The organism is Desulfonauticus autotrophicus (assembly GCF_055381725.1).
Map to the genome: position 1 here is coordinate 1,673,434 of NZ_AP042395.1, position 21,100 is coordinate 1,694,533.

Annotated in this window: 22 protein-coding genes and 1 pseudogene; 13 read left to right on the top strand and 10 right to left on the bottom strand. The window is 40.6% G+C overall.

What is annotated here, in order from left to right; translation table 11 throughout:
• Window positions 1-50 precede the first annotated feature (50 nt).
• Window positions 51-368, top strand: coding sequence for a S1 RNA-binding domain-containing protein (locus ACZ42F_RS09510; protein ID WP_464278802.1), 318 nt, complete (start codon window positions 51-53; stop codon window positions 366-368).
• Window positions 369-388: 20 nt separating this feature from the next.
• Here ACZ42F_RS09510 and ACZ42F_RS09515 read toward each other — a convergent pair whose 3' ends face one another.
• The 7 genes from ACZ42F_RS09515 to ybgF all read right to left on the bottom strand — a co-directional run bounded on the left by ACZ42F_RS09515 (window position 389) and on the right by ybgF (window position 5,307).
• Window positions 389-994: a tyrosine-type recombinase/integrase gene (locus tag ACZ42F_RS09515; RefSeq protein WP_464278803.1), complete on the bottom strand. Its 606-nt coding sequence runs from the start codon at window positions 992-994 to the stop codon at window positions 389-391.
• 29 nt (window positions 995-1,023) lie between these two features.
• Window positions 1,024-1,305, bottom strand: a complete 282-nt coding sequence (locus ACZ42F_RS09520) for a site-specific integrase (protein ID WP_464278804.1) — start codon at window positions 1,303-1,305, stop codon at window positions 1,024-1,026.
• Window positions 1,274-2,053 carry a diguanylate cyclase domain-containing protein gene (locus ACZ42F_RS09525; protein ID WP_464278805.1) on the bottom strand — a complete coding sequence of 260 codons (780 nt, stop codon included), beginning with the start codon at window positions 2,051-2,053 and terminating at the stop codon, window positions 1,274-1,276. The genes ACZ42F_RS09520 and ACZ42F_RS09525 overlap by 32 nt, the downstream gene beginning before the upstream one ends.
• A gap of 152 nt (window positions 2,054-2,205) precedes the next feature.
• Window positions 2,206-3,045 (bottom strand): HDOD domain-containing protein, encoded by an 840-nt coding sequence (locus tag ACZ42F_RS09530; RefSeq protein WP_464278806.1) that lies wholly within the window; start codon window positions 3,043-3,045, stop codon window positions 2,206-2,208.
• Window positions 3,045-3,389 (bottom strand): hypothetical protein, encoded by a 345-nt coding sequence (locus tag ACZ42F_RS09535; RefSeq protein ID WP_464278807.1) that lies wholly within the window; start codon window positions 3,387-3,389, stop codon window positions 3,045-3,047. The genes ACZ42F_RS09530 and ACZ42F_RS09535 overlap by 1 nt, the downstream gene beginning before the upstream one ends.
• A gap of 69 nt (window positions 3,390-3,458) precedes the next feature.
• Window positions 3,459-4,556 carry a DNA-processing protein DprA gene (gene dprA, locus ACZ42F_RS09540; RefSeq protein WP_464278808.1) on the bottom strand — a complete coding sequence of 366 codons (1,098 nt, stop codon included), beginning with the start codon at window positions 4,554-4,556 and terminating at the stop codon, window positions 3,459-3,461.
• Between the two features lie 4 nt (window positions 4,557-4,560).
• Window positions 4,561-5,307, bottom strand: coding sequence for a tol-pal system protein YbgF (gene ybgF / locus ACZ42F_RS09545; protein ID WP_464278809.1), 747 nt, complete (start codon window positions 5,305-5,307; stop codon window positions 4,561-4,563).
• Between the two features lie 138 nt (window positions 5,308-5,445).
• Between ybgF and ACZ42F_RS09550 the strand changes: the two genes are divergently transcribed.
• The 7 genes and pseudogenes from ACZ42F_RS09550 (at window position 5,446) to ACZ42F_RS09580 (ending at window position 12,255) form a co-directional block, all read left to right on the top strand.
• Window positions 5,446-5,919: a TetR/AcrR family transcriptional regulator gene (locus ACZ42F_RS09550; RefSeq protein WP_464278810.1), complete on the top strand. Its 474-nt coding sequence runs from the start codon at window positions 5,446-5,448 to the stop codon at window positions 5,917-5,919.
• 11 nt (window positions 5,920-5,930) lie between these two features.
• Window positions 5,931-6,065, top strand: a complete 135-nt coding sequence (locus tag ACZ42F_RS09555) for a hypothetical protein (protein ID WP_464278811.1) — start codon at window positions 5,931-5,933, stop codon at window positions 6,063-6,065.
• Window positions 6,062-7,438, top strand: coding sequence for an efflux transporter outer membrane subunit (locus ACZ42F_RS09560; RefSeq protein ID WP_464278812.1), 1,377 nt, complete (start codon window positions 6,062-6,064; stop codon window positions 7,436-7,438). Before ACZ42F_RS09555 ends, ACZ42F_RS09560 begins: the two co-directional genes overlap by 4 nt.
• Window positions 7,439-7,450: 12 nt before the next feature.
• The gene (locus tag ACZ42F_RS09565; protein WP_464278813.1) at window positions 7,451-8,113 is read left to right on the top strand and encodes an efflux RND transporter periplasmic adaptor subunit; all 663 of its coding nucleotides are present in this window, start codon (window positions 7,451-7,453) and stop codon (window positions 8,111-8,113) included.
• Complete coding sequence (locus ACZ42F_RS09570; RefSeq protein ID WP_464278814.1) at window positions 8,041-8,541, top strand: efflux RND transporter periplasmic adaptor subunit; 501 nt, start codon at window positions 8,041-8,043, stop codon at window positions 8,539-8,541. The genes ACZ42F_RS09565 and ACZ42F_RS09570 overlap by 73 nt, the downstream gene beginning before the upstream one ends.
• 54 nt (window positions 8,542-8,595) lie before the next feature.
• Window positions 8,596-11,648, top strand: a pseudogene (locus tag ACZ42F_RS09575) (efflux RND transporter permease subunit).
• 1 nt (window position 11,649) lies between these two features.
• Window positions 11,650-12,255: a LysE family translocator gene (locus tag ACZ42F_RS09580; protein ID WP_464278815.1), complete on the top strand. Its 606-nt coding sequence runs from the start codon at window positions 11,650-11,652 to the stop codon at window positions 12,253-12,255.
• A gap of 9 nt (window positions 12,256-12,264) precedes the next feature.
• Here ACZ42F_RS09580 and ACZ42F_RS09585 read toward each other — a convergent pair whose 3' ends face one another.
• The 3 genes from ACZ42F_RS09585 to ACZ42F_RS09595 are packed head-to-tail and all read right to left on the bottom strand — an operon-like array spanning window position 12,265 to window position 14,849.
• Complete coding sequence (locus tag ACZ42F_RS09585; RefSeq protein ID WP_464278816.1) at window positions 12,265-13,452, bottom strand: pyridoxal phosphate-dependent aminotransferase; 1,188 nt, start codon at window positions 13,450-13,452, stop codon at window positions 12,265-12,267.
• Between the two features lie 18 nt (window positions 13,453-13,470).
• Window positions 13,471-14,412, bottom strand: coding sequence for a sigma-54 interaction domain-containing protein (locus tag ACZ42F_RS09590; protein ID WP_464278817.1), 942 nt, complete (start codon window positions 14,410-14,412; stop codon window positions 13,471-13,473).
• A gap of 5 nt (window positions 14,413-14,417) precedes the next feature.
• Window positions 14,418-14,849, bottom strand: coding sequence for a response regulator (locus tag ACZ42F_RS09595; protein WP_464278818.1), 432 nt, complete (start codon window positions 14,847-14,849; stop codon window positions 14,418-14,420).
• Window positions 14,850-14,996: 147 nt separating this feature from the next.
• On the opposite strand from ACZ42F_RS09595, the gene lysS reads away from it, so the two are divergent.
• The 5 genes from lysS to bamA are packed head-to-tail and all read left to right on the top strand — an operon-like array spanning window position 14,997 to window position 21,078.
• Window positions 14,997-16,511, top strand: a complete 1,515-nt coding sequence (lysS, locus tag ACZ42F_RS09600) for a lysine--tRNA ligase (RefSeq protein ID WP_029966451.1) — start codon at window positions 14,997-14,999, stop codon at window positions 16,509-16,511.
• On the top strand, window positions 16,511-17,740 hold the full coding sequence (locus ACZ42F_RS09605) for a lipoprotein-releasing ABC transporter permease subunit (RefSeq protein ID WP_464278819.1): 1,230 nt from the start codon (window positions 16,511-16,513) through the stop codon (window positions 17,738-17,740). Before lysS ends, ACZ42F_RS09605 begins: the two co-directional genes overlap by 1 nt.
• Before the next feature lie 3 nt (window positions 17,741-17,743).
• Window positions 17,744-18,427, top strand: coding sequence for an ABC transporter ATP-binding protein (locus ACZ42F_RS09610; protein WP_464278820.1), 684 nt, complete (start codon window positions 17,744-17,746; stop codon window positions 18,425-18,427).
• A complete protein-coding gene (locus tag ACZ42F_RS09615; protein ID WP_464278821.1) occupies window positions 18,411-19,586 on the top strand; it encodes a POTRA domain-containing protein in 1,176 nt (391 codons plus the stop codon). Before ACZ42F_RS09610 ends, ACZ42F_RS09615 begins: the two co-directional genes overlap by 17 nt.
• Window positions 19,576-21,078, top strand: a complete 1,503-nt coding sequence (bamA, locus tag ACZ42F_RS09620; protein ID WP_464278822.1) for an outer membrane protein assembly factor BamA — start codon at window positions 19,576-19,578, stop codon at window positions 21,076-21,078. The genes ACZ42F_RS09615 and bamA overlap by 11 nt, the downstream gene beginning before the upstream one ends.
• Window positions 21,079-21,100 lie beyond the last annotated feature (22 nt).

Here is a 21,100-nt window from a genome sequence, read left to right on the forward strand (position 1 = left end):
AAAAACTCCAGAAACTGGGAGAGCACCTAAGTTTACAAGAACGCAAGGCCATGGAAGCAGAAAGAGAGATGCTCAAAAGGGCCTCTATTTTAGCTCTAGAAAAGAGGATAGGACAGGAGTTTACTGGCATTGTCTCCTCTTTAAGCGACTTTGGTTTTTGGGTAGAATTGGAAGAAATTATGGCCGAAGGCCTAGTGCGCTTCTCCAGCCTTAGTGATGATTATTACTCCTTTTTGCCAGATAGACAGGAAATAAGAGGCGAGCGCACAGGAAAACGCTTTGTGCTGGGTCAAAAAGTAAGAGTTGTCTTAGAAAGGGCTGATTTAGATAGATTACAGGTGGATTTTGCCTTAAAAGAAGAAGATTAAAAAACTCTTCTACTTCCAACCTATTCTTTGGCTCTGGGATGAGCCTGGTCGTAGATTTGCATTATGGTTTCTAAGTTAAGGTGGGTATAGCGTTGGGTGGTAGAAATCCTGCTATGGCCCAAAAGCTCCTGTACTGTACGCAAATCAGCACCTGCTTGCAGTAAATGGGTGGCAAAGGTATGTCTTAGCGTATGAGGGCTCAAATTAAAATTAAGTCTGGCTTCTTTAGCCAGGCGCAACAAAATACGATTGGCTTGGCGACGATTTAAGCGTTTTCCCCGTATTCCTAAAAAAAAGGCCTGCTCCCGCAAACTGGGATTAAAGGCTTCTCTTTGCCGAAGATAATTTAACAACCTTTGCGCAGCCTTTTTACTTAAAGGTACCATGCGTTCCTTTTGCCCCTTTCCCAGAACAATTACCACTCTTTGCCCCAAATCTACATCCTCCAGGTTTAACCCCAGGGCTTCACTTATTCTAAGTCCTGACCCATAAATGAGTTCTGCCAGGGCAATATCCCTTAGGTTTTTAGGGGAAGGTTCCAGTTCCACTTCCAGTAAGTTTATTACCTGGTCCACATTTAATACTCTGGGAATCTTCTTTTCTTGCTTAGGATTTTTTATGCCCAACAAAGGATTGATCTCTATTTTTTTACGCTTTAAAAGAAAGCGAAAAAAGACCTTAGAGAAGAAAGCTTTCTGGCTAAAGAACTTTTACTTAAGTTTTTAGCATAAAGCTCCTGAATAAAGCTAAGGACATCTGGTTTTACAATCTTTTCAGGAGAGTCTAAACTTTTTTTTACCTTATTTAAAAAAAGTTCAAACTCTTTTAAATCAGTGGCATACGCTCTAAGAGTAGCTAAAGAATAGCCTTTTTCTACTTCTAAATAAGCAATAAAAACTTGTAAATTATGAGGAAGGTTTTCTTCTATCCAGGACATAATTACTTTTGGGATTTTTCTTGGCAACTTTCTTTAAGTTCATGGCAATTTGTGCAGCTTCACCATAGTGTTTTAACTGACCATAGTTAAAAACCACAGCAATGGAAATTGCCATTAAGGGAAATTCTCTTACTTTTCCCTGCCTATCTGTGGAAACAATTTTACCCTGCTCTCTATCTTCAGGGTCGTAAAAATTAGGAACAATACTGTCAAAGCTTTCTACAATCAATTCACAGGCCTTTTCTGCCTTATCAGTAGGCACAATAAAAATAAAATCATCTCCGCCCACATGTCCCACAAAACTCTCAGGACCACCAATAGCCCTTATGGTGTTGACAATAATTCTAGCTGTCATCATCAAAACTTCATCACCTCTAGAAAAGCCATATTTGTCATTAAAGGACTTGAAGTGATCCAGGTCCACATAAGCCAGGGCAAATTCTTTTTGCTGGTCTAATAAACTCTGTATCTTTTGAATAATGGAGGTATTACCTGGCAGCTTGGTCAAAGGATTGGCATCCAGGCTTCTGGCTGCCCTACTTAAAATAAGAGTTAAACGCACTCTGGCAATATCTTCTTTTATGGGCTTTAAAATAAAGTCATCTATTTCTAGATGGGTAAAGTCTATACTGGGCAGGTCTTCTTTATCTAAAATTAAAACCACTGGTACCTGGCGATAAACATTTTCACTCTTAAAAAGAGAAACCAAATGCAAGGGGTCAACATCTTTTAAATCCTTATCAAGCAAAAGTAGTTGAGGAGGATTGTTAAATAAAAATTCTATAGCTCCGCTACCACGCTCAAAAACAGTCCAATTGGCTGCAGGAAAGGATTTTTCAAAGTTTTAAACAATTCAACAGAGTTGGAAATAAGAAAAAAATCCTGTTGTTTATTCATATTTTATTCGTCAGGAGTGAAATGGGAAAGTTCTAAAAACTGTTCTCCCAAATTATCCAGAATATCTTCCAGGTCATTTAAAGAAAGTTTAAGTATTTTTAAACTCTCTGGATAGACAAAACTTACCTGGTCATCTCCAGCAAAACCCACTTCAAAGGCTCTGGTAATAAAATCAGCCAGGTGGACCACTGCGGCCATATCGGGATGGTGTTGAGCGCTCTTTACTTTGTGATGCCAGGCCAAGGCCTCTCGCAAACGCAAAGGAAGATTCCAGTAATCTGCCAGCCAGGCATTTATCCTGTCGTGAGCAAAGCCCATTACTTTTCGTTCTGCCTCATAATAGCTTAGGTCTTCTTTTTTTACCACTGCATCCACTTCTTCTTTTAGCTCTGGCAATTGAACCAGGGCAATTACCTTGCCCAGGTCGTGCAAAAGCCCGGCCACTGCATACTCCTCAGGGTCCTTAAAACCTACCTTTTTGGCAATAACCGAAGCAGCTAAAGCACAGCCCAAACTATGTTCCCAAAGTCCCACCATGGACTTGGTCATAATATCAAATACAGAAGTGCTAATTATAAGCCCTTTAATCACATTAAAACCCAAAAGTACCAGGGCATGTTGAATGGTAGATATCCTTCTGGGAAAACCGTAAATGGGAGAATTGACCATTTTTAAGACCTTGGCTGATAAAACCTGGTCCCTGGAGATAGCTTTGGCAATTTTTTCTGTTGAAGAATTGGGGTCTTCTACCAGTTTGCTTACTTCTTCCAATACCTTGGGTAAAGTGGGCAAGTCCTTGACTGCTAAAACCTTTTTCTTGGTTTCCAATTGCAAATCTTCCATTACTCACTCCCTTCTTCTGGAGTCTGCATCTCTGCCAGGGCTTTGTGCTGAAAGTATTCTTGCAAAAAATTCTTTAATTTTAACATAAAAGGGTCATCCTGATGACGAAAAAGATAATCCATTCTTTTAATCCGCTTCTCAAAAGAAGGAGCAGAAGCCAGCCCCTCCAGGTCCAGGGGATTTCCCTTTACCACAATGGACTTTATCCCCTTGTTAGCCAGGATGCGAATGTGATTTTCCGTAAGGCTAACCCCTGCTGCCAAAAGCACCTGCCCGGTCTCGCTGGTAGCTGGTTTTTCCAGGACCATGCCAGGCTTGGCCAGATTGATGGGAATTTTTTGCATGCACTTCTCCTCTTACCAATAACTGCTATTTTTACTTTCCTCTTCTTGCAAATAAAATCAAGTCTTTTCTTAGATTAAAGAGTAAAAGAGACCTGGCTTTCTGGTTATAAGTCCTTTTACTTCCAGTTGCAAAAGCATACTATTTAACAGTGCAGATGAAAAGGGCAGGGCCTGTTGAATATCTTCTAAATGCATCTCCTGGTTTTCCTGTAAAAGAGTTAGAATCTGTTTTTCCTCTACACTTAAATCCGAAAAGTCCCCAGAGGTTGTTTTGGGTTCAGAAAAAGAACCTTTTGTCTCCAAACCAAGCATTTCCAGTACATCTTCTGGCTCTTGTATAAGATAAGCCCCTTGTTGAATCAAAGCATTACACCCAGCAAAGGAATTCATTTTACAGGTACCAGGCACAGCAAACACCTCTCTATTTTGCTCCAGGGCAAACTGAGCCGTAATTAAAGAACCACTCTTTTTAGCTGCTTCCACTACCACTACTCCCAGGGAAAGCCCGCTAATAATCCTATTGCGAAGGGGAAAATTTTGCGGCTCAGGCTCTGTAGAAGGTAAAAATTCGCTCAACAATAAACCTTGTTCTTGCATTTGTTCAAAAAGAGTTTTGTTTTGCCTGGGATAAACCACATCTAGGCCACAACCCAGGACCCCTATACTTTTGCCTTCTCCTCTAAGGGCAAAAGAATGAGCCCTGGCATCAATCCCCACAGCCAAGCCAGAAACCACGCAAATCCCTGCTGCACTTAAAGTGCTAGCCAGTTCTTCAGCCATTTTTAAACCATAGGCTGTACATCTCCTGGCTCCCACCAGGGCTACCTTGGTTTTTTGTAATAAAGACAACCTGCCCTTATAAAATAAAAGAGGAGGAGGTGTACTTATTTCTCTTAACAGGGAAGGGTAATTATCATCAGTAAAAAGCAGGTAAGAGACATTCTTTTTTAAAATTTCTTCAACCAGAGAAGTGGCCTTTTGCCAGCAACCATCTAATTCTAAAGAGTTGATTCCCAATTTTGAAAGCAGTTTTACATCTTTTCGTGCTTCTTCTAAAAAAAGATAAGGGCTTTTATAGTCTAAAACTATTCTTTTTATCCTGGCAGGGCCAACTCCTTTTATCTCTCTTAAAACTAAAAAGGCAAATAGTTCCTTTTCTCTGGTCAATTTTTTAACTCAAGCTCTTAAGTTTCATTCTTGCTTTTGCAGCTACATCACTTTTGGGATAATCCTCCAGTAAAACCTTTAAATAAAACCTGGCATTATCCTTATCTCCCAATTCCAGATAGGCATAGGCAATTTTAAGTAAAGCATGACTGGCCTTCTCACTCTTAGGAAAGGAATTTACTACCTGCTTAAAGGCCAGAATGGCTTGAGCATAAAGCTCTTCTCCATAGTAGCTTTCTCCAATCCAATAAAGGGCATTGGGCAGTAACTTACTCTGGGGATATTCTTCCTGCAGTTGCTTTAAAAACTTACGACCAGACTTATATTGGCCCTCTAATACCAGTTTTAAACCCTTTTCATACAACTTTTTATCCGTCCAAGAGTCTTTTTGAGATTGCATCGCCCCAAGCTTAACTTCCAGTTCTTCTTCTGGTCCAGGGCCAGGAATTAATTCAATTTGCATCTTTTCTTCTGTACCCTTTGCTTCTGTTTTTGCCTCTGCTTGAGATAAAGCAGTAACTTTTTGTTCTAAGGCCTGCAAAGAACTTTGCAGATTTTTTAATTCCTCTTTAATTGCAGTTAATTCCCTTTGATTTTTCCTTAGCTCTTCTCCATAAGCCAAAGAACTGCTTTCCAGATTTTCCAGACGCCATTCCAGGGACTGAGACATTACCTTGGGGTCTTGTCTATAACTACTACATCCTCCAAGCATTCCCAAAAGTACCAGCAACCAAATAAATTCTTTCTTCATTGCACTCTCTCCAGCTTAAGGGTTTAACTAAATCTAGATTCATTTTCCCTTAAGAAAAAAAAGATTTTTTTCAAGCATACTAAAAAAGTAGAAAAATAGCATCTTGACAAACAAACGTTTGTTTTATACCCGCATTTCATGCAGTCCAACAGAGAAAAAATTTTAGAAGTAGCTGAAAAACTTTTTGGTGAAAAAGGCTTTAAGGCCGTAAGTGTAAGGGAAATCACCCAAAAGGCCCAGGTCAATGTAAGTGCAGTTAACTATTATTTTGGAAGCAAAAAGGGCTTGTACCTGGCTGTATTTAAAGAACTCTGGCTAAAAAGGGCTTATCTTCAGCGACAATACCTGCAAAAAAATCTGGAAGCCAAAAAACCTTTAGATATCCAGACCTTTGTCCAGGAAGTGATGACCAGTTTTTTAACCGGTCCCATTTGTGAAGACATTAAAAAATATCACCATGCTTTAATTCAAAGAGAATTCAGAGAGTCCAGTGAAGCTCTGGACATGGTGTTAAAAGAAGCCATTCACCCCATGCTAAATCTCTTAAGCAACTACTTAGAGACAATTTTTCCTTCTCGGTTCTCTGAGGAAGAAAAAAGGTTTATGCCTTGAGCATAATAGGCGTGGCAGTTCATTTTAATCTGGTCAGCAAGAGCTTGCCTCACATTCTGCCCGAAATAAAAACAGAGCCAATTCCCTTTATAGGCGAAAAGATAAGCTTTCTCTTAGCCCAGGGACTTCAAGGAATAACTAAATGAAAAAATTTTTTGCTTTGTTTTTGTGTTTACTTCTGGGCTGTAGCCCCAATTTAAAGTTGGAACGCAAAAATTATATAAAAATACCTTCCACCTATTTAGAAAGTGCTAATCCTGAAGAAAGTGATAGTGGAAGGTGGTGGACCAGGTTTAAAGACAAACACCTGGAAAATATCCTGGAGCAAATTAAAACTTCTAGTCTGGACTTACAAAAAAGCAGCCTTGCCCTCCAAATTTTAAAAAAACAATACGAACAGGAACTTTCCACTTTATATCCTCAAATAGATTTAAAGGGAAGTGTAATACGAGAAGGAAAATACATCTCTTCCCTTACAGGAGATAAAAAATATTCCCTTGGCAACACCTATTCTCTAAGTCTTTACGCTTCCTATGAACTGGATTTATTCCAAAAATTAAGCCAGCAAAGACAGTCTGCCTGGCATACCTTTTTGCAGGGTAAATACGAACAAATTGCCCTAAGACAAAGTTTGCTCACTGAAGGAGCTAGTTTATATTTAAATATTGCCTTTTTAAAGTATAAAAAAGAACTTTTAACAAAACTTTTAAAGCTAGCTCAAACCAAATACCAGCTTGCGCAATTAAACTATTCTCAGGGTATAAGTGAACTTTCTACCCTGCTTAACTTTGAAAATCTGGTAGAGCAGAGGAAAAATGAACTTCTTGCTTTAGAAAACACCCTTAAAAGTAAAATCTATGCCCTTTCCTTGCTTCTGGCCCAATATCCCCGGGAAGATATTTTTACTTCTCCCTGGTCTCACTTTTCTTTAGATGTGCTCCAGGTAAATCCTGGTTTACCCTCTTCTCTTTTAAAAAGAAGACCAGATATCCTGGCCCAGGAAGAAAAATTGGCAGAGCTTGAGGCAAAAGCCCAAATAGCCAGAAAGGCCAGGTTCCCTCAAATAACCCTTACAGCCACTTTTGGTTATAGCAGTACAGAGTTAAAAAACCTTTTCACACCAGAAAGTTCTCTCTGGAATCTGGCTCTGGGACTGGTCCAGCCCATTTTTCAGGCAGGAAAATTAAAAAAGGCTGAAGAAATCGCCATTCTTAACTTCAGAAAAGAAGAAATAGAATATGCCAACACCTTGCTCACTGCCTTTAAAGAAGTAGAAGAAGTATTAAACTGGAGAAAAATCCTTTTGGAGCAGCGCCAGAATCTTGAGCAATACCTAAAAAATCAAAAAAAATCTCTAGAATTAGCTAAGATAAAGTATGAATATGGCCAGCTATCTTTATTGGAGTTAAAAGAAAGAGAAGAAAACTATCTCCAAACCAAGTTAGAGATGGAGGAAAACAAGCTAAACCTTTTGCTTAATCAAATAAACCTGGTAAAAGCCTTAGGTGGAGACTGGTAAAAAGAGGTTCCTATGAAAAAAATACTACTTAGAGGAGTTATTGTTTTTTGTATTCTGGCTATAGGTATATTTATTTTTAAACTTCTGAACAGTAAAAAAACAAATCTATCTTCCACTTCCAAGAATTTAAATGTGCCCCTGGTAGAAACACTAAAGATAACTACCTTTTCTTCTCAATTAAAAATTAGAGCCCAGGGCGTGATTGAAGCCCGGGAAATAGGTAGCTTAACCCCTCAGGTAAGTGGCAAAGTCCTCTATATTTCTCCCAAACTAAAACCAGGAAGCACTGTAAAAAAAGGGGAATTGCTCCTCAAAATAGACCCCAAAGATTATCAACTGGCCCTTGCCCAAGCCCAGAACAACTTAATTCAAGCAGAAAGCAATCTTATTTTGATTCAAGCCCAGGCCAGGCAAGCCATAGAAGCCTATAAATTAGAACATGGCCCTGAAGCCCAGGTACCACCCCTTATTGCCAAAGAGCCAGAATTAAAACAGGCTCTGGCCAACAAAGAAATTGCTTTGACTAAGCTAAAGCAAGCAGAGTTAAACCTAAAACGCACTGAGCTTTTTGCTCCCTATGACCTGGTGGTGTTGGAAAAAAAGTGGGCCTGGGAACCTACATCAATGCTGGAACCAGCCTGGCAACCTACTATGCTCTGGACTCTCTGGAAGTAAAAGTGCCCCTGGAGCCTCAAAAAATCTCCTACCTCAGCGCTCAAAGCAGGGCCCAGATTTATGTACCCAGTCTGGATAAAACCTTTACTTCTACCAGGTGGCGACCCGGGCCACAAATTGAAGAATCTACCCGTCTTATAGACATTTACCTGCAGGTAAATTCTCCCCTATTAAAGCCAGGGGAGTTTGTTCAAGTCACCCTTTTAGGAAAACTTAAGAAAGGTCTGGCTAAAATCCCTGTTTCCAGTGTGCACGATTTAAATACAGTCTGGATATTAACACCAGAGCAGACCATAGAAATGCGTCCAGTTAAAGTCTGGGAACAGGAAGAAGACTTTCTCCTGGTAGAAGGCCTCAAGTCAGGGACAGAAGTTGTGACCACTCCCTTAGGTGAGGTTAGTTCAGGACTAAAGGTTAGGGTGAAGTAAATGCGCAGTATAATTGCCTGGTTTACTCAAAATCATGTGGCTACCAATTTGCTTATGGCCTTTTTGCTTCTAGGAGGCATTATTATTGGCCTGGGATTTAAGGTGGAAATATTTCCAGAAGTCACTTTAGATAAGGTTACCATAAGTGTAGTCTATAGTGGTGCTACCCCAGAGGAAATAGAAGAAAGTATCATCAAACCCATTGAAGAGGCTGTCTCTGGCCTTAGTGGAGTAAAAGAAATAGACTCTACCGCCAGCGAAGGTTTGGGCACTATCGTGGTGGAAGCACTGAAAGACTACGACTTAAGCACCCTTTACGACGATATAAAATCAGAAGTAGATAGATTGGACACCTTGCCTGAAGAGGCTGAAGACCCCATTGTAGAAAAAATTACCCGTAAAAATCAGGTTCTAAACCTGGCCCTCTATGGTCAACTACCTGAAACCTATCTAAAAAAACAGGCTCAAAAGATAAAGGACGACCTAACCAGCTTACCTGACGTAAGCTTAGTGAGCCTTTCTGGAATAAGGGACAATGAAATCCACATCCAGATAAGTGAACAGACCTTACGTAAATACAACTTGAGTTTAACTGAAGTAGCTGAAAAGATTAAATCCTATAGCCAGGACCTGCCTTTGGGCAGGATTAAAGACCCTGCAGGTGAAATTTTACTACGCTTTAAGGGCAAGCGTTATACCAAAGAGGACTTTGAGCAAATCCCCCTTATTACCCAGCCAGATGGAAGTATTCTAAGGGTTAAGGATTTGGGGCAGGTACAAGATACCTTTGAAGATGAGGACTTAAAGGTACGCTTTCAGGGGCTGCCTGCTGTCCTTATTCAGGTTTATCGTATAGGTGAACAAAATGCCCTAACTGTGGCTAAAGAAGTAAAAGAATATGTGGCTCAAACCCAAAAATATCTCCCTCCCAACTTACACCTGGCTGTTTATGATGACACTTCCAAACTCCTAAAAGATAGAATCAAGCTTTTGTTAAAAAACATGGCCTTTGGTCTTATCCTGGTGGTTATAACTTTAAGCCTGTTTTTAAACTTTCGCCTGGCCCTGTGGGTAAGTTTGGGCATACCCATTTCCTTTGCAGGAGCCTTTTTGTTTTTGCCCTTTACAGACATTTCCATCAACATGATTTCTCTTTTTGCCTTTATTATGGTCCTGGGTATTGTGGTAGACGATGCTATTGTAATTGGAGAAAATATTTACACCAAACACCAGCAAGGGCTATCACCCTTTAAGGCCAGTGTAGAAGGTGCCTATGAAGTTGGCCGGCCTGTTATCTTTTCTATTTTAACCACCCTTGCTGCCTTTTCTCCTTTGCTTCTGGGTAGTGGACAGATGGGCAAATTCATGCGCAACATTCCCATAGTGGTCAATACTGTTCTTTTTGTATCCTTAGTGGAAGCACTTTTTATACTTCCCTGTCACTTAAAGGGAAGTCTGGATAAACAAAAACTAACTGAACCCCAGTTTATACCCAGACTATTAAATAAAATTATAACCGGTCCCTATGCCAAAACCCTAAAATTTTGTCTTAACTACCGTTATATCTTTTTTAGTTTTTGCATCTTACTGCTCCTTTTAGCCGTAGGAGTGGTCAAGGGCGGACTCATCAAGTTTACCTTTTTCCCCAAAGTGGAGTCTGATTTTCTTACCTGTAATCTCACTTTGCCTCCAGGCACGCCTTTAAGCTATACAGAAAAGATTGTAAAAAAAATAGAAAAAGACCTCTTAACTGTAATAGCTAAGGCAGAACAAAACCGCCCAGCAGATAGCCCTCCTCTTTTAAAATACAGTCTAACCCTTCTAGGTACCCAGCTGGAAGTACATGGACCCAATGTTTTAAGCGGCCAATCAGGAGGTAATGTGGCCCAAATCTTTGTAGAACTTTTGGGCAATGAATACCGCAAAATAAGCTCTGCCTTTTTAGCTAACAAATGGCGAGAACAGGTGGGAGAAATACCAGGAGTAGAGACTCTGAACTTTTCCAGCGACCTTTTTTCCTTTGGTTATCCCTTGTCCTTGGATTTATCCCATCCAGATTACAACACCTTAGTTAAAATATCCAACCTGTTTCAGGCCAAATTAAAAGAAATACCTGGTGTATTTGATGTGGGAGACTCCTTTATTCCGGGCAAAAAAGAACTCCAGCTAAAATTAAAGCCCCTAGGCCTGGAGTTAGGACTTAGTAGCAATTACATCGCCAGAGAAGTACGAGCAGCTTTTTATGGAGCAGAAGCCTTAAACTTTCAAAGGGATAAAGATGAAGTTAAAGTAAGGGTTATCTATCCGGAGAAAAAAGACTCTCTGCCCAAACCCTTACTCAAATGTGGATAAAAAGCCCTCAGGGCAAATTCGTTCCCTTAAGCTTTGTGGCTGACTTTAAACTAGCTGAAAGTTATTCCCAGATTAAAAGGGTAAATAACCGACGGGTGGTCACAGTTTTTGCTGATGTGGATGAAACCAAAAACAATGCCAATGAATTAAGAAACACCCTGGCCAAGACCCTTTTGCCAGAATTAAAAACCCAATATCCAGACCTATCCTGGTCCTGGGCTGGCGAAGGAAAAGAACAAAAGGAATCCATGCAGGATATTTTTAAAAGTTTTATCCTGGCCCTTATGCTCATTTATGTGCTTCTGGCCATTCCCTTAAAATCCTACGGCCAGCCCCTAATCATCATGATTGCTATTCCCTTCAGTATTCTAGGAGCTATTTTAGGGCACTTGCTTTTAGGCTTTAACTTAAGCATCTTAAGTATGTTTGGCATAGTGGGCTTGGCAGGAGTGGCTGTAAATGATGCCCTGGTACTGGTGGATGCAGCCAACTTTCTAAAACAACAGGGAAACAAGCCTTTTGAAGCAGTTTATCTGGCTGGACAAAAGCGCTTTCGAGCAGTAACTCTCACCTCCCTTACCACCTTTGCTGGACTTATGCCCATGATTTTAGAAAAAAGCTTACAAGCCCAGTTTTTAATCCCCATGGCCATAAGCCTGGGCTTTGGAATTCTAATTGCCACTTTTATTACCCTGCTCCTTATTCCCTGCTTGTTTTTAATTGCTCAAGATTTAAAAAATTTATTTACTAAATAAAATGCTTGAAACCTTTTCCACCTTGCTTAGCTTTGCCCTTATAACTTCCTTTACCCCGGGCCCTAACAATATAAGCAGTAGCATCATGGGTATAAATTACGGATATAAGAAGACTTTACCCTATCTTCTGGGCATCGTTCTTGGGGTTTTATTACTCCTAATCCTTTCTTCTTTATTTTCTACCCTGCTTTTAACTTTTTTAGGAAGCTTCAAAAGTTACCTGGGAATACTTGGGGCTATTTATATTTTATATTTAAGTGTTCAGACCTTAAAGGCAAATTATGAACTAAAAACAGAAAATAAAATTCTCTTTGATTTTAAAAAGGGTATTTATCTCCAATTTTTTAATCCTAAAGCCATCTTATATTGTCTGGCCATCTATTCTACTATTTTAAAAGACATGCCTAAAGAACCAGTTTACTTTCTGGCTACCTATATTTTACTCACCACCATCTGTTTTTTGGCCATTTCCACCTGGACTTTAGCTGGCTCTATTTTAAATCAACACTTAAATAAAAAGCCAGTAAAAAGAGTGGTTAATTTAACCCTTGCTCTTTTACTGGCTCTAACCGCACTGCAGGTAGCAGACCTCCAAGCCTTTTTTTAACCTGTAAACTTAAGAAAGCTTTTCTACTGCCCTTAAAATAGGCTCCCTGGCTCTACTAATTACTTCCTCTGGTACACAAAAGGCAAAACGCACATACCCAGGATAGCCAAAGCCAGTGCCAGGTACAGCCAGCACCCTTTCTGCCAGCAAACTATCTATAAACTTGCCCTCTTCTCTGTCTGGAGCTTGAGGGAAAAAATAAAATCCACCCCTGGGCCAGGTAAAGTTAAGGCCTGCTTCTTCTAAAATCTCACCCATCAATCTTCTTCTCTTATAATAAATTTCTTTATCCACTTCTTCTCCTAAAGCAGCCATAAGTAAATATTGTCCAATTACTGGTGCATTGACAAAACCCAAAATTCTGTTGGTCAAAATCAAGCCATTTACCAGTTCCTCTTTATTTTCCAGTTGAGGGTTTACAGCCACATAGCCGATTCTTTCGCCAGCTAACCCCAAGCTTTTGGAAAAGGAACTTACTACCACTGAATAGGGATAAAATTTAAAAATAGAAGGGACCAAAGCCCCTTCATAGGTTAAGAACCTGTAGGGTTCATCTGCTACCAGGAAAATGGGATGACCTATTTTTTTACTCTTTGCAGTCAAAACATCACTTATCTTGCCTAATTCTTCTTCACTAATTATTTGCCCGCTGGGATTGTTGGGAGAATTGATAAGCACTACCCTGGTTTGCTTGCTAATAGCCCTGGCCAGGCCTTCCATATCCAGGGCAAAGTCAGGCTCTAAGGTTTTTACTACCCTTAGCTTACCTTGATGGTTTTCAGCATAAAAACCATATTCCACAAAATAAGGGGCAAAGGTAACCACTTCTTCCCCTGGCTCTAAAAGGGCACGCAAAAGGGCATTGATTCCCCCTGCAGCTCCGCAGGTAATAACCACATCTTCAGCCTGAAATTTTACTCCCTGTTCTTTACTTAAAAAAGCAGCCAAGCGTTCCCTTAACTCCGGGAAACCAGCATTGGGCATATAACCAAGCCCTAAGGGCTGCTTGGCCCTTTCTTTTACTTCTTCCAGGGCAGTTATAACTCCTGGAGGTGGAGGTAGGTCAGGATTACCCAGGCTAAAATCATAGACCCTGTCCTGGCCATATTTTTGCTTGAGCTCTCTACCCTTTTCAAACATCTTGCGAATCCAGGAAGCTCTCTCCAGATAACCTGTTATCTGTTTATTTAAGTACATTTACTTTCTCCTTTCACTTTAAGGAATTTTTATCCCCTGTTTTTTATATTCATTTAACTTGTTCCGCAAAGTTCTAACAGAAATGCCTAAAAGCTGAGAGGCCTGAGAGCGGTTACCTCCTGTAAGTTTTAGGCTGCGCAAAATCATTTTTTGCTCCATTTCAGCCAAAGGCAACACCTCTTGAGTTAAAAGAGTGTCTTCTCTTTGCTCTTCTGTTTTTTCCTTTACCTGTTCCTGGACAAAGTCTTCCAGGCTATTTTCCACAAGAAAGTGTTTGGAAGTAATTTTATTTTCCTGGGCAATAAGAACTGCCCTTTCCATCAAATTTTGAAGCTCTCGCACATTGCCAGGCCAATTATAATTTAAAAGCCACTTTTTGGCTTCTTCAGAAAAGAACTTGGGGCCCAATTTATACTCCAGGCAAAATTTTTGCACAAAGGCACTGGCTAAAAGCAAAATATCTTCTCCCCTTTCTCTTAAGGGAGGAATTTTTAAGGGAATTACATTTAAACGGTAATATAAGTCTTCTCTAAACTTGTTTTCCTTAATCCACTCTTCAATGTTCCGGTTGGTGGTAGCTATCACCCTTACATCCACTTTTACGCTTTCTGTACCGCCAACCCTATCAAATTCTTCCTCCTGCAGTACCCTCAACAACTTGGCCTGTAAATTAAAGTCCATCTCTGTTACTTCATCCAAAAGAATGGTGCCTCCATTAGCCAGTTCAAACTTACCCAATTTTCTGGCAATGGCCCCAGTAAAAGCTCCTTTTTCATGGCCAAAAAGTTCGCTCTCCAGTAAATGTTCTGGTAAAGCTGCACAGTTAATGGCCACAAAAGGGCCTTTGCGCCCGCTGTGCTGATGAATAAACCTGGCCAATAGTTCCTTGCCTGTGCCAGATTCTCCACTAATCAAGACCGAAGCCTTGGACCTGGCCACTCTTTTAGCCAACTCCAGCAAGGTTTTTATTTTTGGGTGATTACCCAGAATTTCTTTATTGGAAAACGAAATCTTTTCCTGTTCTGCAAGTACACTCTTTTTTCCTGGGGAAAGGACAAAAGAAGGCCCAATTTTTCTTCAGTTAAGGGCAAAAGCCAGTAGTCTTTGGCCCCTGCTTCTAAAAATTTCTTGGCTTCCAGACTATTGCCTTGCTTGCTTAAGATGTAAACCGGAACCTGGTGTCCCTTCTCCTCCAGCCAGGCCAAAAAGCCTTCTACTCTAAAGCCAGGTAAACCAGTCTGCACAAAGATCAATTCTACTTCTGCACTTTGCAAGCTTTTAATGGCACCTGAAAAATTTTCTGCCAAAAGCACTTCTATTTCCTGCTCCTGGAAAAAAGCATAGAAAGGAGTGATAAGCTCTGGCTTGCAAATAAAAAGTACTTTTCTTTTAGCCATACTTAGCTTCTAAACTTTTAGCCAATTCTTTTCAATACGAAAATAAAGAGAATTTTAAACTCCCTCCCCCCACTCTTCCTTTTCCTTGACGCCCGCAGCGATTTAAAATAACTAAATTGTTTTAATTTTTCACACGAGGTCAGAACATTGAACAAGGAAAGTCAAACTCAACAGGATGAAAATCGCCTTATTCGCCAGCGTAAGGAAAAAGCTTTAAAATTTCAACAAGATGGCATTGCCATCTATCCCAATACCTTTCGCAAACAGGATGACATAAAACCCATTGTAGAAAAATATAAAGACCTTCCAGCTGAAGAGCTGGAAAATCTAGATAAATCCTTTGTAGTGGCTGGTAGGATTATGGCCCTGCGCTCCTTTGGGCGAGTTACCTTTTTTCATATTCAGGACCACTCTGGCAAAATTCAAGTCTATGCCCAAAGGGACCTTTTAGGCAAAGAATTTTATAATCAAGTTTTTAAAAAGTTTGACATTGGGGATATTGTAGGGGTTAAGGGTACTCTGTTTAAAACCAAAACAGGCGAACTTACCATCAAAGCAGACCAAATAGAATTGGTCACCAAGTCCTTACGCCCTTTGCCCGAAAAATACCACGGCCTAAAGGATGTGGAGCTACGCTATCGTCAGCGCTATGTGGACCTTATTGTCAATCCCAGGTCCAGAGAAATTTTTATTAAACGCTCTCAAATTGTGCGTTTTATTCGCAATTTCTTAGACCAAAGGGGTTTTTTAGAAGTAGAAACTCCCATGATGCAGCCCATTCCAGGTGGAGCTACAGCCAAGCCCTTTATCACTCACCACAATGCCCTGGACATGCAGTTATACTTGCGTATTGCTCCAGAGCTCTACCTGAAGAGACTTTTGGTAGGTGGCTTTGAACGGGTTTATGAGATAAACCGCAATTTTAGAAATGAAGGTATTTCCACCCAGCACAATCCAGAATTTACCATGCTGGAGTTCTACATGGCCTATGCAGATTTTAAAATGCTTATGGAACTCACTGAAGAACTCTTTTCCAAACTGGCCCTGGAAGTCTGCGGCTCCATGAAAATACCTTATGGAGAGCATGAAATAGACCTTACTCCACCCTGGAACAAACTTTCTTTTTATGAATCTCTGGAAAAAATAGGCAATTTAAAGCCAGAAGAATATCAAAATTATGAAACAGCCAAAGAGCTGGTCAAAAAATTGGGAGAAAAGGTAATCGAAGGGGAAAAGCTGGGCAAAGTGCAGGCCAAGCTTTTTGACCTTTTAGTAGAGCCCAAACTCATCCAGCCTCATTTTATTTACCACTATCCCACAGACATATCTCCCCTTTCCAGACGCAATGAACAAGATCCTACAATTACTGATAGGTTTGAGCTTTTTATTGCTGGTAGAGAAATGGCCAATGCCTTTTCTGAACTAAATGATCCCTTTGATCAAAAAGAGCGCTTTTTAGAACAGGTCAAAGAAAAAGAAGCAGGAGATGAAGAAGCCCATTTTATGGATGAAGATTACATTCGGGCTTTAGAATATGGAATGCCTCCAGCAGGAGGAGAAGGAATTGGTATTGACCGTCTGGTCATGCTCCTAACCAATTCTCCTTCTATTAGAGAGGTAATTCTATTTCCGCTCTTAAGGCCAGAAACTCCTTCTAGCTAATGAAATTTGAACTTTTTGTTGCCCAAAAATATCTTTTAGCCAGACAGAAGCAAACTTTTATCTCGGTTATTACCTTTATCTCTATTTTAGGAGTGGCCTTAGGCGTAGCTGCTCTTATCATTGTCCTGGGGGTAATGAATGGTTTTAGCCAAAACCTGCAGGAAAAAATCCTGGGGATTAACGCCCACGTCCTAGTGGGCAGCTACAATGGCCTGATTACCGACTACCATCAGCTGGAAGAAAAAATCAGCCAGATAAAAGGAGTAAAGGCAGTTGCTCCCTTTATTTACAGTGAAGTAATGGCCAGTGGGCCTGGAGGAGTAAAGGGATTGGTCCTACGAGGCATCGACCCTCTGGGGGCTGATTCAGTATTTGAGCTAAACAAAATTCTTATCCTGGGAAAAAGCAGTAATCTCAAACAGGAAAATCCCTTTCCCGCTATAATCCTGGGTAAGGAATTGGCTGATAGACTAAACCTCACCCTGGGTAGCAAGGTAAATATCCTGGCTCCCAGTGGAGAAAAAAGCAGTGCAGGCTTTTCACCCAAGATAAAGACCTTTGAGGTAGTGGGCATCTTTAAAACCGGAGTCTATGAGTACGACTCCTCTTTGGGCTATGTTTCCCTTTCTCAAGCAGGTAAACTCCTGGGATTTAAACAACAAGGCGTTACTGCTCTAGAAATACGCGTCTTTGAAGTGTACAGGGCCCCTGAAATTGCCCAACAGATTCTAAAGGCCATTGGCAACTTTCCCTATTACACTCGCAACTGGATAGAAATGAATCAAAACCTTTTTTCTGCGCTTAAACTGGAAAAAACTGCCATGGGCGTAATTTTACTCATGATCGTGTTAGTGGGTTCCTTTAGTATTATCACAACCCTGATTATGCTGGTAATGGAAAAGACCAGGGACATTGCAGTCATGATTTCCATGGGTGCTACGCCTCAAAGGATTCGTAAAATATTTATGCTCCAGGGAACCATTATTGGCTGTATTGGTACTGCTCTGGGTTATACCCTGGGGCTGGGGATTAGTTTTCTTCTCAAAAAGTATCAGTTCATTAAACTGCCAGCAGATGTTTATTATTTGGATCATCTACCCATTTTGCATCGACCTCTGGATTTGGTCTTAATAGGTGTTATGGCCATATTGCTCTGTTTTCTAGCTACCTTGTACCCGGCGAAACAGGCAGCTAAACTAAACCCAGCTAATGCTCTACGCTACGAGTAGTTTATGCAACCACTTTATAAGTTAAAAAACTTAGGAAAAGAAGTTTACCCCGGAAAAGAAAAAATCACCATTCTCAAAAATATCTGTCTGGAAATTTTTCCAGGCGATTCTCTGGCCATCTTGGGAACTTCTGGCTCAGGCAAATCCACTTTATTGCATATCCTGGGCACCCTGGATGAGCCTTCCTGGGGAGAGATTTTTTTTAAGGACAAGGAATTGTTCAAATTTTCCATTGAGGAAAAGGCTTTTTTTCGCAACCGCTCGCTAGGTTTTGTTTTTCAATTTCATCACCTTTTGCCTGAGTTTTCTGTGCTGGAAAATGTGGCCTTACCTGGCATAATTCAGGGGTTGAGCAAAAGAGAAAGTTTTTCTCTTGCAAAAGAGGCCCTTTCTCTTGTAGGAGTTGAAAATCTTTCTAGTCAGTCAGTAACCACCCTTTCTGGCGGAGAAAGACAGCGAGTGGCCATTGCCAGGGCTATTTCCCTCAACCCAGAGGTAATTCTGGCAGACGAACCCACCGGCAATTTAGATGAAAAAAATGGACAATTAGTGGGCAATTTACTGGTAGAGTTAAACCAGAAATTAAAGACCACTCTCGTGGTGGTCACCCACAACCTGGAATTGGCCAGGCTGATGAATAAACACTATGAATTACACGCAGGAGAATTACATGCGCTTAAAATTTAGTTCCATAGGCATCTACCTTTTATTTTTTCTCTTTCTCCTTCCCGGCTTAAGTCCAGCTCAAGACCTGGGGAAAATTACCATAGCTGTCTTCCCCTTTGAAATTAACGGGCCTGAAGATGTGAGCTACCTTAAGGAAAGTCTGCCCAAACTTCTCAAAGAGCGCCTTGAAGCCCAGGGATTTCAGACCGTGGAATTAGACAAGGTGCAAAAGATCCTGGAAGAAGAACAGGTGGAGTATCTGGACTTAAGCACAGTAAAAAACCTCTCTTTGCTTTTGGATGCCAACCTGGGGCTTTATGGAAGTTTTAGCCAGGTGGGTGAGAGTATAAGCCTGGATACCAGATTGGTGGAAGCCTATGGCCTAAAGCCAGCCAAAGCCCTTTTTGTAGTCAAAAAGGGTTTAATTAACCTTTTGCCTGCAGTAGATGAATTGGTGGCAAAAATAAAACTAGAAGTCTTAAAAAAGGAACAAATCGCTGAAATAGAAGTAAAAGGCAACAAAATCTTAGATAAGGAAACCATTTTACTGCGTTTAAAAACCAAAAAGGGAGATATCTTTGATCCCAAAACCATAAACGAAGATTTAAAAAACCTCTACGACCTGGGTTATTTTCAGGATATTCGTTTTGGGCTTGCAGATGTGCCTGAAGGGAAAAAACTCATTATCGAAGTCAAGGAAAAGCCTCTTATTCAAGCCATTAGTGTGGAAGGAGCCAAGGAAATTGATGCAGATGACATTCTGGAAGCTATCTCCAGTAAAAAAGGTTCCATTTTAAACTTAAAAATCGTTTCTGAAGATCTGGATAAAATTAGAGAACTCTATCGTAAAAAGGGATTTTACCAGGCCAAAGTAAGCTATAAACTGGAAGGTGATGGCCAAAAAGCAGCAAGACTTGTTTTTGTCATTGATGAAGGTAAAAAACTCTACATAAAAAAGATTACCATTGAAGGCGCTAAACAGTTAGACCCTGATGACATCAAAGACGAACTGGCCTTGCAGGAGCGGGGAATCTTTTCCTGGCTCACAGGAACAGGTATTTTAAAGGAAGAATATCTGGAAAGGGATGCTGCCTTTATTGAGGCTTACTATGGCAATAGAGGATTTATTGAGGTCAAAGTGGGCAAACCTGAAGTAAAATTTAAAGAGGATGGCATCTGACATTATTTTTAAAGTACATGAAGGTGAACGCTACCGGGTAGGGAAGGTAAGCATTGAAGAAGAAGGACTTTTCCCACTGGACACCTTATATGGCCTGATAAAAATGGATGACTTGGCCAGGGACAAAGAATACTTTGACCGTTCAGTACTTAGAGATGATAGCCAAAAGCTGGCAGACTTTTACACCAACTATGGCTATGCCTATGCTGAGTGTGATGTAGACCTAAATCCCAATCCTAAAGAAAAGGTGGTGGATGTAAGCTACATTCCTAAAAAGGGAGAAAAGGTCTATATCAGGCGACTACTTATAGAAGGGAACACCTATACCAGGGACAATGTAATTCGTAGGGAAATGCGTTTGGTAGATGGAGACCTCTTTAGTGGCCAGAAATTAAAACGCTCCAATGTGCGCTTAAACAAGCTAGATTACTTTGAAACCGTAGACATTCAAACCGTACCTGCTTCCACACCTTCAGAAATGGATTTGGTGGTCAAGGTAAAGGAAAAGCCAACCGGCATGATTTCTGCTGGAGCAGGCTATTCTTCTTTGGATAAGGTCTTTTTTACTGCCAGAATCCAAAAGCGTAACCTCTTTGGAAAAGGTTATGCTATTGGACTTACTGGCACCTTTAGCGGTCGACGCACCAGTTATACCGGTTATTTCTGGAATCCAAGATATAACGATAGCAAATTAGGGGTAGGCTTTTCAGCCTATAGAAGCTCAGAAGAATATTTTGATTTTGACAAAACCAGTACTGGTGGCAAACTAAACTTTGCCTATCCTTTAGGAGAATACACTGCCTTGAGCTGGAGCTATCGTTTAGAACAATACACCATCTCCAATGTGGACGAAGATGCAGATGAAGACATCAAAGACATGGAAGGAGATAACTGGGCCAGTACTCTTTATGCTTCCATTAGCCGGGATACTACGGATAGGCTTTTAAATCCTACCAGGGGCACCAAAAACACCCTCTCTCTGGAGTACTCAGGAGGAGTTATTGGTGGAGATGATAACTTTATCAAAACCATTTATGACTTTAGCTACTACAAACCCCTCTGGTGGGAACACATTTTTCACTGGCATTTCCGTTTAGGCTATGTAACCAAAAATGGCGAGGAAGAAATTCCTACCTTTGAACGCTTTTATTTAGGCGGAATTGATTCAGTGCGTGGATATCCTGGACGGGAAATCGCTCCCAAGTATGACAATGGAGATTATAAAGGTGGTAATAAGGAGTTCTTCACCAATGTGGAATACCTCTTTCCCCTTTACAAGGAAATGGGCATCCTGGGGCTTGTTTTCTTTGATGCAGGCAATACCTGGGATGAAAGTGAAAGCATGGATACAGACCTCTATAAAAGTGTGGGTACAGGTATCCGCTGGTATTCTCCTTTGGGGCCCTTGCGTCTGGAGTTTGGTTATGCCCTGGACGAACTTGACGGAGAGCGCCCCAAGAAATTAGAATTTAGTGTTGGACAGTTTTATTAAAAATCAAAAAAAGGAGTCTTCA